The 12,792-nt window shown below is 43.3% G+C and carries 12 protein-coding genes; 11 read left to right on the top strand and 1 reads right to left on the bottom strand.

Going from position 1 to position 12,792, the window contains the following annotated elements; all coding sequences use genetic code 11:
• Window positions 1-42 precede the first annotated feature (42 nt).
• On the bottom strand, window positions 43-930 hold the full coding sequence (locus IGI96_RS00340; RefSeq protein WP_015509917.1) for a carbohydrate ABC transporter permease: 888 nt from the start codon (window positions 928-930) through the stop codon (window positions 43-45).
• Between the two features lie 259 nt (window positions 931-1,189).
• On the opposite strand from IGI96_RS00340, the gene IGI96_RS00335 reads away from it, so the two are divergent.
• The 11 genes from IGI96_RS00335 (at window position 1,190) to IGI96_RS00285 (ending at window position 12,766) form a co-directional block, all read left to right on the top strand.
• Window positions 1,190-2,158 (top strand): ABC transporter permease, encoded by a 969-nt coding sequence (locus IGI96_RS00335; protein WP_005229934.1) that lies wholly within the window; start codon window positions 1,190-1,192, stop codon window positions 2,156-2,158.
• 15 nt (window positions 2,159-2,173) lie between these two features.
• The gene (locus IGI96_RS00330) at window positions 2,174-2,851 is read left to right on the top strand and encodes a YesL family protein (RefSeq protein ID WP_005229936.1); all 678 of its coding nucleotides are present in this window, start codon (window positions 2,174-2,176) and stop codon (window positions 2,849-2,851) included.
• A gap of 165 nt (window positions 2,852-3,016) precedes the next feature.
• A complete protein-coding gene (locus IGI96_RS00325) occupies window positions 3,017-4,138 on the top strand; it encodes a glycoside hydrolase family 88/105 protein (protein WP_270288054.1) in 1,122 nt (373 codons plus the stop codon).
• Complete coding sequence (locus IGI96_RS00320) at window positions 4,135-5,451, top strand: glycoside hydrolase family 28 protein (protein WP_074932712.1); 1,317 nt, start codon at window positions 4,135-4,137, stop codon at window positions 5,449-5,451. Before IGI96_RS00325 ends, IGI96_RS00320 begins: the two co-directional genes overlap by 4 nt.
• Window positions 5,448-6,338, top strand: coding sequence for a dienelactone hydrolase family protein (locus IGI96_RS00315; RefSeq protein WP_438784773.1), 891 nt, complete (start codon window positions 5,448-5,450; stop codon window positions 6,336-6,338). Before IGI96_RS00320 ends, IGI96_RS00315 begins: the two co-directional genes overlap by 4 nt.
• The gene (locus tag IGI96_RS00310; RefSeq protein WP_270288053.1) at window positions 6,299-7,216 is read left to right on the top strand and encodes a pectinesterase family protein; all 918 of its coding nucleotides are present in this window, start codon (window positions 6,299-6,301) and stop codon (window positions 7,214-7,216) included. Before IGI96_RS00315 ends, IGI96_RS00310 begins: the two co-directional genes overlap by 40 nt.
• A complete protein-coding gene (locus tag IGI96_RS00305; protein ID WP_060792127.1) occupies window positions 7,213-7,659 on the top strand; it encodes a hypothetical protein in 447 nt (148 codons plus the stop codon). The genes IGI96_RS00310 and IGI96_RS00305 overlap by 4 nt, the downstream gene beginning before the upstream one ends.
• Entirely contained in the window at window positions 7,656-9,248 is a 1,593-nt protein-coding gene (locus tag IGI96_RS00300) for a glycoside hydrolase family 43 protein (RefSeq protein ID WP_438784772.1), read from the top strand. Before IGI96_RS00305 ends, IGI96_RS00300 begins: the two co-directional genes overlap by 4 nt.
• Window positions 9,249-9,251: 3 nt before the next feature.
• Window positions 9,252-10,745 carry an extracellular solute-binding protein gene (locus IGI96_RS00295; RefSeq protein WP_208770033.1) on the top strand — a complete coding sequence of 498 codons (1,494 nt, stop codon included), beginning with the start codon at window positions 9,252-9,254 and terminating at the stop codon, window positions 10,743-10,745.
• 149 nt (window positions 10,746-10,894) lie between these two features.
• Window positions 10,895-11,728 (top strand): sugar phosphate isomerase/epimerase family protein, encoded by an 834-nt coding sequence (locus IGI96_RS00290; RefSeq protein ID WP_266167139.1) that lies wholly within the window; start codon window positions 10,895-10,897, stop codon window positions 11,726-11,728.
• A 165-nt stretch (window positions 11,729-11,893) separates the two neighbouring features.
• A complete protein-coding gene (locus IGI96_RS00285; RefSeq protein WP_270288050.1) occupies window positions 11,894-12,766 on the top strand; it encodes a VOC family protein in 873 nt (290 codons plus the stop codon).
• Window positions 12,767-12,792: the final 26 nt, after the last annotated feature.

Raw genomic sequence — 12,792 nt, 5'->3', positions numbered from 1 at the left:
GATCGTCGATCAAAAAGCGCTTTTTTCTTTGCTGCCTGTTGGTTACCCTTTGACGGAACCAACCATTGCACCTTTCACGAAATACTTCTGGACAAAGGGATAGGCGATCAACATTGGCAGAGTCGCAACGACGATCACGGCCATTTTTACGGATTGTGCTGGGGGGACAACATCGACACTCGCGGCATCAGCGTTCATCCCGCTGGAGACGATCACGATTTGTCGAAGGAGCACTTGGATCGGCCATTTCGCTGAATCATTGATGTACAAGATCGCTGATTGATAAGTATTCCAATAACTAACAGCGTAGAACAAAGAGATCGTCGCAATCGATGGTAAGGAAAGGGGTAAGATGATACGGAAAAAGACGCCCCAATCAGAGCAACCATCCATTTTTGCGGATTCTTCTAAACTATCAGGAATCCCTTGGAAAAAGTTTCTCATAATGATCATATTATATGCACTGATGGCGCTCGGTAAGATCAATGCCCAGAGAGAATCGATCAAGCCGAGGCTTTGTACCAAAATAAAACTTGGGATCATCCCACCGCTAAACAACATGGTAAATACGACAATAAAGTTGAAGATGCCGCGTCCATGCAAATATTTTCTCGAAAGAGCATAGGCCATAAAAGAGGTCAAGATCATTGAAAGAACCGTTCCGACGATGGTCACGAAAAGGGAAACACCAATACTCGTAAAAATCGTGGGTGTCGAGAGAATATACCGGTAAGCATTTAAGCTAAATTCACGTGGGATAATGATAAATGTTCGTGTCGCGATCTCAGAAGAAGAAGCAAAGGAGCTTCCGAGAATGTTTAGAAAAGGTAAGAGACACGTTAAGGTGAAGAGTAGTAGAAAGCCAATAATAAATCCTTGAACGACCCGTTCACTTTTCGGGCGGTTCGTTTTTTTCAGGGTTTGTTGCATAGAAAAAACCTCCATCTTTTTTTACTTAAATAGGTACTTCCAACGTATCATGAGGCGGGGACAACGTATATAATCACTTTTACATGTTAAGAAATTCACAATAGTGATAAACGTTGATAAATCAAGGGTTTTCCAAATCGATTGAGAAATAACCTTAAAAAATGTATACCTTTTCAAAGCTGAGAAAATGATTATATACGTTATCTTTTTTTCACGCTACCATGGGACTATCAAATCAAAAAAATTCGGAGGAACAAGTATGGAAACAAAAGTTGATAATTACTTCTCACCACTTAATGAAGAAGAACAGCGGCTGCGGCTGAAAAAGAAAAAATGGGCGCAAATCAGAAAAAATCGTGCCCTCTATATTATGGTATTGCCGGGGATTTTATATTTTCTTATTTTCCGTTACATACCGATGGGCGGTTTGGTCATCGCTTTTCAAGACTACCAACCATTCTTGGGGATCCTAGGAAGCCCCTTTGTTGGCTTCACTCATTTTATTCGGCTCTTTACTGAAGATACCTTCGTGATGTTGATGCGCAATACACTGATCATGTTTTTCTTAAATATCACGATTTCTTTCCCTTTTCCTATATTATTGGCACTTATGCTAAATGAAGTAAACAATCGCCGTTTGAAAAAAGGGATTCAAACCATCATTTATTTGCCTCATTTTATGTCGTGGGTCATCGTTGTTTCCATCTTCTATGTTTTATTAACGACAGAAGGTGGTGTAATCAATAACATGATCGAAAGTCTTGGTGGCGAACGTATCCCGTTTCTAACAAGCCGCACGTGGTTGCGTCCAATGTACATTTTCCAAGATCTTTGGAAAGGTGCCGGTTGGGGGACGATCGTCTATCTAGCCGCTATTACCAATGTTGATGAACAGCTTTATGAAGCTGCGGATATGGATGGGGCTGGCAAGCTACGAAAAATGTGGCATATCACATTGCCTTGTATTCGTCCAACGATCGTAACCTTATTGATTTTAAAGATCGGTTCGATCTTAGATATGGGCTTTGAGCATATGTTCTTGTTGATGAATTCAATGAACCGTGAAGTTGCCCAAATCTTTGATACCTTTGTCTATACCGCCGGGATTCAAAATGGTCAATTGAGTTACTCGACAGCTGTTGGGCTGTTTAAAGGACTTGTTGGCTTGATCCTCGTTATCTTTGCGAATCGTTTGGCGAAAAAAATTGGCGAAGACGGGATTTATTAAGAAAGAAGGGATCACATGACGATCGAAAAGATCACGAAAATCAACGAAGGATTACTCGCATTTTTGACGCTGATCGCACTTCACTTTCTTTGGCTCAGTGTGACTCTCCTGGGAGGGGTCCTCTTTGGCATTGGCCCTGCGTCGTATGCCATGATGAAATATTATGATCGCTGGCTTCGTCTTCATGAACGACCACCTTTGATCAAAAGTTTTTTCTACTATAGTAAAGAACGGTTCCGACAATCGGTGCTGATCAGTTGGTTGTTTCTGATCATTGCAGCGATCGTGATCACCAACATATTTGCGCCATTTCCATGGTTTATCCAAGTAGCGAATGTCCTCTTTTTGATTGCGTTTCTCTTTTTATTCATGCACGTGTATACCGTCATGGCAGCCACCAACTTTGTGACCGTGTTTGAGATCCTGCGGGGGAGTGCGTTGTTAGGTTTAGGCTATCTGCATTATTCGATCATAAGTTGGACGATTTTGATCGTTGGCTATTTAGTCCTGGGCAGTTATTTTTTGATTGGCCTCTTTTTGATGGGTAGCAGCTTAGTTGGTGGTGTTTTTGCGCTTGCTGGTAAAAAAATTCTTCAAGATATCCACCCAATTGAAACAGATCAGGTGGTTTCAAAAACGGCATCGACTACGGAGCAAACCGTTGCCAGCAAAGGAGATGAGGTCATTATCTAAAGAAAACGACTTAAAGACTTTTACTGGTCCGCAAACAAAACGGTCACTAGAGAACACCTGAAAATAGCAAGACAAGCTGAACCCTCATGAAATACAGCCAGTAAAACGGATTCATTCAAATAGCTCTATGAATTGAGGAGACTACAATAAAAGGAAGTATCGTACATGAAGAACTATTCGGAAATTGCTTTGAACACATTATTTGAGCGCTATGACTACTTATGCAAAGAAAAAATTTATCACGGAAAATGGTCCTATGACATCGGGGTCGTTTTACAAGGCGTGAAAGAAGCCTATGAGCAAACTGGTGACAAACGCTATTTCGACTATATCCAAAACACGATGGATTTTTATATTGACGAAGACGGTTGTATCAAAAACTATCAGATGGATGCGATGAATATCGATTACATCAATAATGGCAAATGTTTATTCTTACTATACAAAGAAACAGGTGCTTCAAAATACAAGATCGCCTTGGACACGCTGTATCAACAATTACAGCAGATGCCAAGAACAAGCGAAGGCGGATTCTGGCATAAAAAAATCTATCCTTATCAAATGTGGTTAGATGGCTTATATATGGGGGCCCCATTTCTAACAGAATACGCACTGACATTTGAGAAAGAAGAAGCATTGGAAGATGTAATCAAGCAATTCACCTTATGCTTTACTCATACCCTAGATCCAAAAACGGGTCTTTTGTATCACGCGTGGGATGAACAAAAAGTCCAGCCGTGGGCAGATCCTGAGACCGGTTGTTCAAAAAATTTCTGGGGACGATCAATGGGATGGTTCATGATGGCTCTCGCAGATACGATGGTGCTATTAGAGGAATCAGAGCAGAAGAATCCATTAGAAAAAATGTTTGTCTCCTGTCTAGAAGCTCTTGCTAAAGTAAGAGATCCCCAAAAAAAAGTGTGGTATCAAGTCTTAGATAAAGGCAGTGAGCGTGGGAATTATTTAGAAGCATCCGCTTCTTCAATGATTTGTTACGCAACAGCGAAAGCAGTCAAAGCAGGGATCATCGATCAAAAATGGCAAGTGTTTGCCCAAGAGACCTATCAAGGATTGCTTGATGAGTTTGTCTTTTTAACAAAAGAAGGCTGGTTGAATCTGATCAGAAACTGTGAAGTTGCTGGTCTTGGTGGCCCAGATGATCGGGATGGTACGTTTGTTTACTATATCAGTGAACCCGTTATCACAAATGATTTCAAAGGATACGGTGCCTTTTTACAAGCGAGTTTACTGCTGCAACCACTAATGGAGGAAGGAAGCAAGAAATGAATATCCAATTGACTACAGCTGATTTACAAGAAAAAGAAGGTCTGTTGACAGAAGCGATTCAAGAAAAAATTGATGAATTGCATCAACAAGGAGGAGGCAGAATCACTTTTTCCGCAGGACGCTATCCGACAGGAGCGCTCTTTTTAAAAAGTAATATTGAACTGCACCTACTATTGGGGGCGACCCTAGTATTTTCTGATGATCCCAAAGACTATCCCGTCGTTGTGTCTCGCTGGGAAGGGGTCAAACGGGAAGTTTATGCCTCTTGTTTATATGCGGAGAATGCGGAAAATATCGCTGTCACAGGACTAGGAATGCTTGATGGACAAGGGCAAAGATGGTGGAACACCTTTCGGGAAAACCGTGAACAGCTTGCTTATCCACGACCAAAATTAATCAGTTTTGACTCTTGCCAGCAAATTACGTTGAAAGATATCCGTCTTGTCGATTCACCAAGTTGGACCGTCAATCCGATTCTTTGCCAAGATCTAACGATCGATAATCTTCGCATCAAAAATCCAGCGGATTCGCCAAATACGGATGGGATCGATCCTGAATCTTGTAAAAATGTCCGCATCAGTAACTGTCATATCGATGTTGGTGATGATTGTATCGCCATCAAATCAGGAACGGAGGACACCAAAGAACGGGTCGCTTGTGAGAATATCACGATCGTAAATTGCCATATGCTTCATGGGCATGGGGCAGTCGTTCTAGGTAGTGAGATGAGCGGCGATATTCGTAATGTCACCATCAGTAACTGTATTTTTCAAGATACCGATCGTGGGATTCGGTTGAAATCCCGTCGGGGACGTGGCGGAACGATCGAAGATATTCGAGTGAATAACATTGTGATGGATAATGTTATCTGTCCATTCACTTTAAATCTTTACTATTTCTGTGGACCGAAAGGCAAAGAAAAGTATGTTTGGGATAAAAATCCGTACCCGATCACCGAGGAAACCCCTCATTTTCGGAGAATCCATTTTGCAAATATCTCGGCTCGGAATGTTCATGCGGCCGCTGGGTTTGTTTATGGCTTGGCTGAACAATTTATTTCAGATATCACTTTCCAAGATATTGCTGTCTCTATGGCTGAACACCCAATTCCAGGAAAGCCTGCAATGATGACAGGTATCGAAGAGATGACAAAACAAGGCTTTTATATTGGCTGTGGACGGAATATTCAGTTTGATCGTATCAATTTGGAAGGCGTAACTGAAGCGTTCCATATCGAGAATAGTCGGGAAATCACCGTCACACAATCATTTGAGAATCGTCAGCCTCTGGCATTTCAAGGAGATTTTTTGTGAGGGATCCTCAGTTACTACAGCTGCTAGGTCCTGATATGAAAGTTGCACCACAAGTGGTTCAGCAAACAAAAGAGCAAGTGCAAAATTATACCTTGGAACATTTACTTCTACGATTAAATCAAGAAGAGGATGTCCCTGCATACTTTGCTTATCCTAGCTCTCAGCAACCTGTTCCACTCGTTTTGTTCAATCATTCTCATGGCGGCGACTTCACGAGGGGGAAAGAAGAACTGCGACAAAGTCCGTGTTATATGCAAAAAGAAAGCCTATTCACGACATTTATGAAGTTGGGCGTCGCCGTTGGGGTGATCGACATGTGGGGCTTTGGCGAACGAAAAAACGGTGAGAATGATAGCTACAAGCGGTTTCTGTTGCAAGGCAAAACATTATGGGGACAACGAATCTATGACAATCAACAGTTTTTGACCTATCTTGCTTCCCGCAAAGAAGTGAGACATTCCGCTATCGCCACATTGGGACTTTCTATGGGCGGCTTGATGAGCTGGTGGTTGGCAGCACTAGATGAACGGATATCAGTGGTGGTGGACATGGCAGCACAAGTGGACTATCAAGCATTGATCGAAGAGGACCGTCTCAGCAAACATGGGTTTTACTATTATGTTCCTAATGTGTTGAAAGACTTTACGACTGTGGCGATCCAAAAACAGATCGCACCACGCCCGCGTTTAAGTTTGGTTGGCAAAGAAGATCGTGGCTGCCCCTCAAGCGGCGTCGCTCGTTTGGATCAGCAGCTCGGACAGCATTATGAAGCAATAGGCTACAAGGAGCATTGGCAGGCGTGTTGCTTGCCAGGCGGTCATGAAGAAACCAAGGAGATGAGAGCGCAGTGGATCGAATTTCTAAAACAGCACCTCCTATCAAGCTAAAGGTTAGTAAAGAGCCGCAAAAGGGTGATTTTACGAGTATCCAAGCAGCCGTGCTGGCTGCTGAAGCCTTAAAAGCACCTTGTGAGATCACGATCGCCTCTGGCGTGTATCAAGAACAGGTGAAAATCTATAAAAACCAGCTTACGTTGATCGCGGAACCTAACACGTTCTTATGCTACCACTTGGCTGCCGAGCAAACCGATGAAAATGGGCAAAAAAGAGGAACGTTTCAAACAGCGACGCTCTTTATCAATAGCCGAGAAGTCTTTGTAAAAAACCTGACCATCATCAATGACGCAGGGTATGGGCAAGCAGTCGGGCAAGCAGTTGCCGTCTATATCGAAGGGGATGACATTCGCTTCGAACGCTGTCATCTCGATGCTTTTCAAGATACCTTGTGCCTGGGACCATTGCCAAAATATACCAAAGAGGGCGAACCAATGATCAGTCCTTGGCGAAAAACAATCTTTGACCAACAACAGAGTTTGTTTTTGCATTGCAGGATCAGTGGAACAGTCGATTTTATTTTTGGCGGTGGTTCCGCCACCTTTGAAGAGTGTCGCTTGCATTGTAAAAATACACCACAAACGAACTACATTACTGCTGCCTCAACCAACAAACAAGCAAGCGGGTTAACCTTCGATCGGTGTCGGGTGACAGGGGACAAAGCCTATTATTTAGGCCGCCCTTGGCGTAATGACGCCAAAGTCACCTTTTTATCCTGCTGCTTTGATCAACAGCTCGCCCCTTGCGGATGGTCTGATTGGGGAAAAACAGCAAGCCACCAAACGGTCACATTCACGGAGCGAATGTGTTGTTACCAAAGAAGTCCCCAACGTCCTGAATGGGTGACTCTTAAAGGAGTGATAGAAAAATGAGCAAGGCAAAATGGTCTGGCTGGATCGGGATGGTTCTCGCTCTGGTGTTGATGGGCGGCTTTTCCTTGGCGATCAATCAAATGACTGTCCAGCAGTTCGAAGAGATCTTTCAACGTGCGTTTCCCACTATACTGAATCAAATGACGGCAGAAGCAGCATTGGCGCAATTTCAAACACTCGGTGCTTGGTTTGGCTTCACGCTGTTGACACTCCTGATATTGGTTTCAGTGGCGACGATGCTTGTTCGCTATCGTAATTATCGAAAGCAATCTTGTGCTACTTATTTTTTGACTGGTGTCGTGACATTGATTGGTAGTCAAATGATCGCTTTTCCGATTGCCTTTTGTTTCTTTTTAGCGGCGGGTTTTTGTTTTCTCCATCGCGATGACGGACACAAGAAAAAAACAACGGACGCAGTCAGCAAACAAGGAGGGGTTGCATGAAGGCAATAATCAATAATCCGATTTTAAGAGGGTTTCATCCTGATCCGAGTATTTTAAAAGTCGAGGATACTTATTATTTAGCGGTTTCTTCCTTTGAGTGGTTGCCAGGAATTCGGGTCTACTGTTCTCAAGATCTAGTTAATTGGTCCCATGAAACAGATATTCTGACCAATCAAGTGGATTTATTAGGCAACGCAGCAAATTGCAGCATTTGGGCACCGCAAATCAGTTACGCAAACGGACAATACTATTGTGTCTATACAAATGTTCGCAACACGACACGCCCCTTCAAAGACTGTCGAAACTATCTCATCACGGCTCCTACGATTCATGGACCATGGAGTGAGCCCATTTACTTAAATGGTAGTGGCTTTGATCCGTCCTTGTTTCATGATCAAGAGGGGCGTATCTGGTTATTGAATGCGCTTTGGGATTATCGTAAGGATACACCAAATAAATCGGTGGGGATCGTGCTCCAAGAATACTCTGAAGCACAAGGGTGCTTGATCGGTGACAGAGTGCCAATTTTTTCTGGAACCCAGCTGGCGAAGACTGAAGCACCGCATCTTTATTACCACAATGAGTGTTATTACTTACTGACGGCAGAAGGAGGAACGGGTGCAGGTCATGCGGTAACAGTTTGTCGTAGTAAAACCATCACTGGACCTTATGAAGTAGATCCGCATTTTCCCATGATGCGTGCCTATCAGCGCGAAGATTCCCCTTTTCAATGTACAGGTCATGGCAGTTTGACGATTGCGCCATCAGGAGAATGGGTCATGAGCTATTTGATGACTCGGCCAGTAGAAGGGGCAGCGATCCTTGGACGAGAGACAGCACTCCAAACTGTCTATTGGGATCACGAAGGATGGCTGCGTCTTAGCAATAACGATACGATCCCAGATCAAACCATCAGGCTCGCTAGCGACGCTCAGAAGCAAAGGGCATCACCTGCTGTTTTTATTGATGACTTTAAAGGATCGTTGCAAAAAGCATGGAACGGTAGACGATTGCTGCCCAATGAAGAGTGGTGCAATCTGAGTGAGCGACCAGGGTATTTGCGATTGATCGACGGAGAATCGATGCAATCGAACTTTCATAAGCACTTATTGGCGATTCGTCAACAAGACTTTTGTTTTGAAGCTGAAACAGTGATGGAATACCACCCCCAATCGTTCAATCAGATGGCTGGATTGTCGCTTTTCTTAAATGAAGAAAACTATTTGTTTTTCTACGTAACCTATGATGAAAAAGAAGACAAGGTCCTTCGGTTGCTGCGGTGTTGTGAAGGAGAATTTCACTTGTTCCCAGATAAATTGCCCCTCGCTGCTGCAAGTGAGCCGATCGGATTGAAAGTAGTCGGTTCTTATCTAGAAGCCCAATGGTTCTATCGGCAATCACAAACGTGGCATCCCTTTAAAAAGCAAAACATCCAGTTTTTGTCTGGTGGTTTTACGGGGAATTTCATTGGAATCAGTGCCCATGATCTAGATCACTTTGCCAAAAGCTATGCCGATTTTGAATATTTTACGTATCAAGGGAAAGATCCGCTCGATGATGGCTCCCTAAAAATAGAGAAAGAAGGTTAACAAATGAAAAAGTTGAAAGTTGCAAGTTTATTATTATGTGCTGGACTGTTTTTAGCAGGCTGCGGCGATGGTGGAGGTTCACCTGAAGGACCAGAAAGCGAAGGGAAATCAAGTATTTCTTGGATGGCGATGCTACATACTGCTTCCCCACCATCTGGAGATGTCACGCAAAAGCTAGAAGAATACACAGGGGTCGAGATCGACTTTACGTGGGTGCCAGATGCTTCAAAAACAGAACGCTTGAATGCAGCATTGGCGTCGAATTCTTTAGCAGATATCGTTAGTCTGACAGAAATCAATAACACAACCGTCCGCAGCTCACTCGCATCTGGAATGTTCTGGGATGTGGAACCCTATTTAGAAGAGTTCCCGAATTTGGCAGAAATTTCCGAAGATCGGTTAGAGTCTTCTCGAATTGATGGTCGAATCTACGGCGTTCCGTTTTTAAAACCGATCGCGCGTTATGGCGTCCTTGTCAGAAAAGATTGGTTGGATAATTTAGGCTTGGACGTGCCGTCGACATTAGAAGAATTAGCAGCTGTCGCCCAAGCCTTTACGGAAGATGATCCAGATGGAAACGGTGCGGATGATACGGTTGGTTTCGTAGAGCGTGATGAATCCTTTAACGTTGGGTTCCGTTCACTTTCAGGTTACTTTGGTGCAGACAATTGGTTTACGATCACGGATGATGATGAGGTGATACCATCCTTTATGCAACCAGAATACAAAGAAGCAATGGAATGGTTCCGTAATATCTATGATAACGGCTGGATGAATTCTGATTTTGCGGTAATGGCGAAAAATGATCAGAAGAACTATATCGTTCAAGGTCGTGGTGGGATCGTATTGAGTGGTTTGCAAGAAGTACGTAACTACATTGATGATGCAGCTGGTACTGATGAAGAGCATATGGAATGGGTCTTGATCAATGATATCGTCCATGAAAATGTGGAACGTCGTATCCTTTCTGATACCAATGGTGGAATGGGCGGCTGGTTAGCCATTCCGAAAAACAATGTTGAAACCGAAGAAGACTTACGTGTTGTTTTGAAATTTATCAATGATTTGATGGACGAAGAGCCGTTTACGTTGATGACGCAAGGGATCGAAGGGGTTCATTATGAAATTGATGATGAGGGTGTCTATGTCCGTTTAGATGATACGAAGTGGCAACAAGAAGTACAACCATTTTCTTCGTCTCGTCCATCAGAATTAGTAACAGTTTTCCCTTCAAGCAACCCATATGTCAACTTAGCCAATGAAAAGATTCGCGAAAATGAAGAGTTTGCGGTGATCAATCCTGCACAATCGCTGACCTCTGAAACCTATGATCGTTCATGGTCAAGCTTGATTGAAGGAATCTCAGACGCTTACTACCAATATATGACTGGGGAAATCGAGATCGATGGGTTTGATACAGCGATCGAAACCTTCTTAAGAAATGGTGGACAGCAAATCATTGACGAGTTCACGGAAGACTATCGTTCACAACAATAAAGGTCACAAAAGGTTCTGATCATCTATTGAGAAGAAATGGATGAAGTGAGGAGCCGCTACTGCTGAAAGATTTGAAGACCAAGACCAGTTGAAGTGATTCGCTGCTTGGTCTTCTTTTTGCTTCAAAAGCAGTGAAGAAAGGAGAAGCTATGTTTCAACTAACTGTTCGGGGGCATGATTTAAAGAATTATGGGTCCCCAGAAGAATTAGCGCAAAAAATTGCCGCCCAAAACATTCATAACATTCAATTTGCATTAAATAAATCCTTCCCACAATGGGCAGAGCCAGAGCAATTAAGCCCTGGTTTAGGCCGCTTTTTCAAACGAGTTTTTGGTCAATCTCACGTTCAGGTCGCTTTATTAAGTTGTTATTGTAATCTGATCCATCCTGATCTGGAAAAACGGGAAGCGATTTTATCCAGATTCGAGACCTATCTCGCACATGCCAAATATTTTGATGCAGCTATGGTCGCAAGTGAAACTGGTTCGGTTTTGCCAAATATGGGGTATACCGAGGAAAATTTTAGTGACGTCGTTTTCGATGATTTGGTTCAGGTGATCAAGCGTTTGGTCCAAGTGGCTAAGAGACATCAAGTGATGCTAGGAATTGAAGCGGGCTTGAATCATCCACTATCATCGATCGACCGAATCGAAGAATTGCTGGAACGGGTACCCTCTGACTATTTAGGGATCATCTTTGATCCAACCAATCTGATTACTGCGAAGAACTATCAAGAGCAAGTCGCTTTGACAAGGGAAGCTTTTTCTCGCTTTGGCGATGCCATCGTTTGCTTGCACTTGAAAGATTATCAAGTAATCGATGGGAAAATCAAGGTAGTCCCATTGGGAGAAGGAATGATTGATTATCAACAACTATTGGCCATCACCGCTGAATACAAGCCATATTGTTATGTGGTGTTAGAAGGGACGACCGAAGAAGCGATGCAGCCAGCCATTTCACTGATTGAAGCATTGAAAAAGTGAGGCAGATGTCTTTGATTGTGACTGATGCGGAAATGCTTTGTTTCTAGGAATCACGGGAGATCACGGAATCTTTTCCTCAACAAGCAGATTTATTTACTTACTAAAAGTTAGTGTTATACTTAAAGGTACAAGTGAATTTAACTGTTTAGAAAAGAGGAAATAGCGATGACAATGATTCAATCAACCTATCAAATCGATGCAACAGCCGCAATTGGCAAAGTCGTTTTAAAAGTAGCAAACATAGAAAAAATGAGCCAGTTTTATTCGGACGTGATCGGCCTGACTTTATTGGAGCAAAGTGTAGATCACGCGCGATTAGGCGTGGGAGCGCAAGCGCTTTTAGTTCTAGAGAAGGTGAGTGATCCGTTGCCTTTGACACGGAAAACAGGCCTTTTCCATACGGCGTTTCTTTTGCCTAGCCGTAAAGACCTAGGAAATATGCTGATTCATTATTTGGAAACCAAAGCTCCCCTGGATGGTGCCAGCGATCATGGATATAGTGAAGCGTTATACCTGACCGACCCAGAAGGAAACGGGATCGAGGTGTATCGTGACAAACCGATGAGTGAATGGGATATTCGAGCAGATGGTGAGATCGTAGGCGTTACTATCGAAATGGACGCGCAAGGCGTGCTGGGAGCCGCTGACCGATCTCAAACGACCTTTCCAGCTGGCACCACGGTGGGGCATGTCCATTTGAAAGTGGCGGACTTGGCAAAAACAGAAGAATTCTACACAGAAGTTTTAGGCATGCGTTTGACTTCAGATTTTGGTAGCCAAGCAAAGTTTTTTGCTGCTGGTGCGTATCATCACCATATCGGATCGAATATTTGGATGGGAAGAAATGTTCCAGCTATGGAAGAACAGGATCTAGGCTTAGCGTACTTTACGATCGTATTGCCAGCTTTGGCTTTTTCTACGTTACGAAGTCATCTAAAGGCAAGTGGCGTTTCGTATGAGTTAGAAACAGACAGCCGCTTGCATTTGACTGATCCGAATGGGATCAATCTGATCATCGAAAGAAAGAATCAGCCTTAAGATGGAGGTTTTTTCATTCATGAAAT

It is taken from the genome of Enterococcus sp. DIV0421, assembly GCF_051713745.1.
Taxonomy (GTDB): domain Bacteria; phylum Bacillota; class Bacilli; order Lactobacillales; family Enterococcaceae; genus Enterococcus_D; species Enterococcus_D casseliflavus.
The sequence above is the reverse complement of the archived record's forward strand: the minus strand, read 5'-3'. Positions and strand labels throughout refer to the sequence as shown.

Excerpts from the sequence above, each read along its gene's own strand:
- IGI96_RS00340 (WP_015509917.1), bottom strand. The coding sequence starts at position 930 with ATGCAACAAACCCTGAAAAAAACGAACCGCCCGAAAAGTGAACGGGTC.
- IGI96_RS00335 (WP_005229934.1), top strand. The coding sequence starts at position 1,190 with ATGGAAACAAAAGTTGATAATTACTTCTCACCACTTAATGAAGAAGAA.
- IGI96_RS00330 (WP_005229936.1), top strand. The coding sequence starts at position 2,174 with ATGACGATCGAAAAGATCACGAAAATCAACGAAGGATTACTCGCATTT.
- IGI96_RS00325 (WP_270288054.1), top strand. The coding sequence starts at position 3,017 with ATGAAGAACTATTCGGAAATTGCTTTGAACACATTATTTGAGCGCTAT.
- IGI96_RS00320 (WP_074932712.1), top strand. The coding sequence starts at position 4,135 with ATGAATATCCAATTGACTACAGCTGATTTACAAGAAAAAGAAGGTCTG.
- IGI96_RS00305 (WP_060792127.1), top strand. The coding sequence starts at position 7,213 with ATGAGCAAGGCAAAATGGTCTGGCTGGATCGGGATGGTTCTCGCTCTG.
- IGI96_RS00300 (WP_438784772.1), top strand. The coding sequence starts at position 7,656 with ATGAAGGCAATAATCAATAATCCGATTTTAAGAGGGTTTCATCCTGAT.
- IGI96_RS00295 (WP_208770033.1), top strand. The coding sequence starts at position 9,252 with ATGAAAAAGTTGAAAGTTGCAAGTTTATTATTATGTGCTGGACTGTTT.
- IGI96_RS00290 (WP_266167139.1), top strand. The coding sequence starts at position 10,895 with ATGTTTCAACTAACTGTTCGGGGGCATGATTTAAAGAATTATGGGTCC.
- IGI96_RS00285 (WP_270288050.1), top strand. The coding sequence starts at position 11,894 with ATGACAATGATTCAATCAACCTATCAAATCGATGCAACAGCCGCAATT.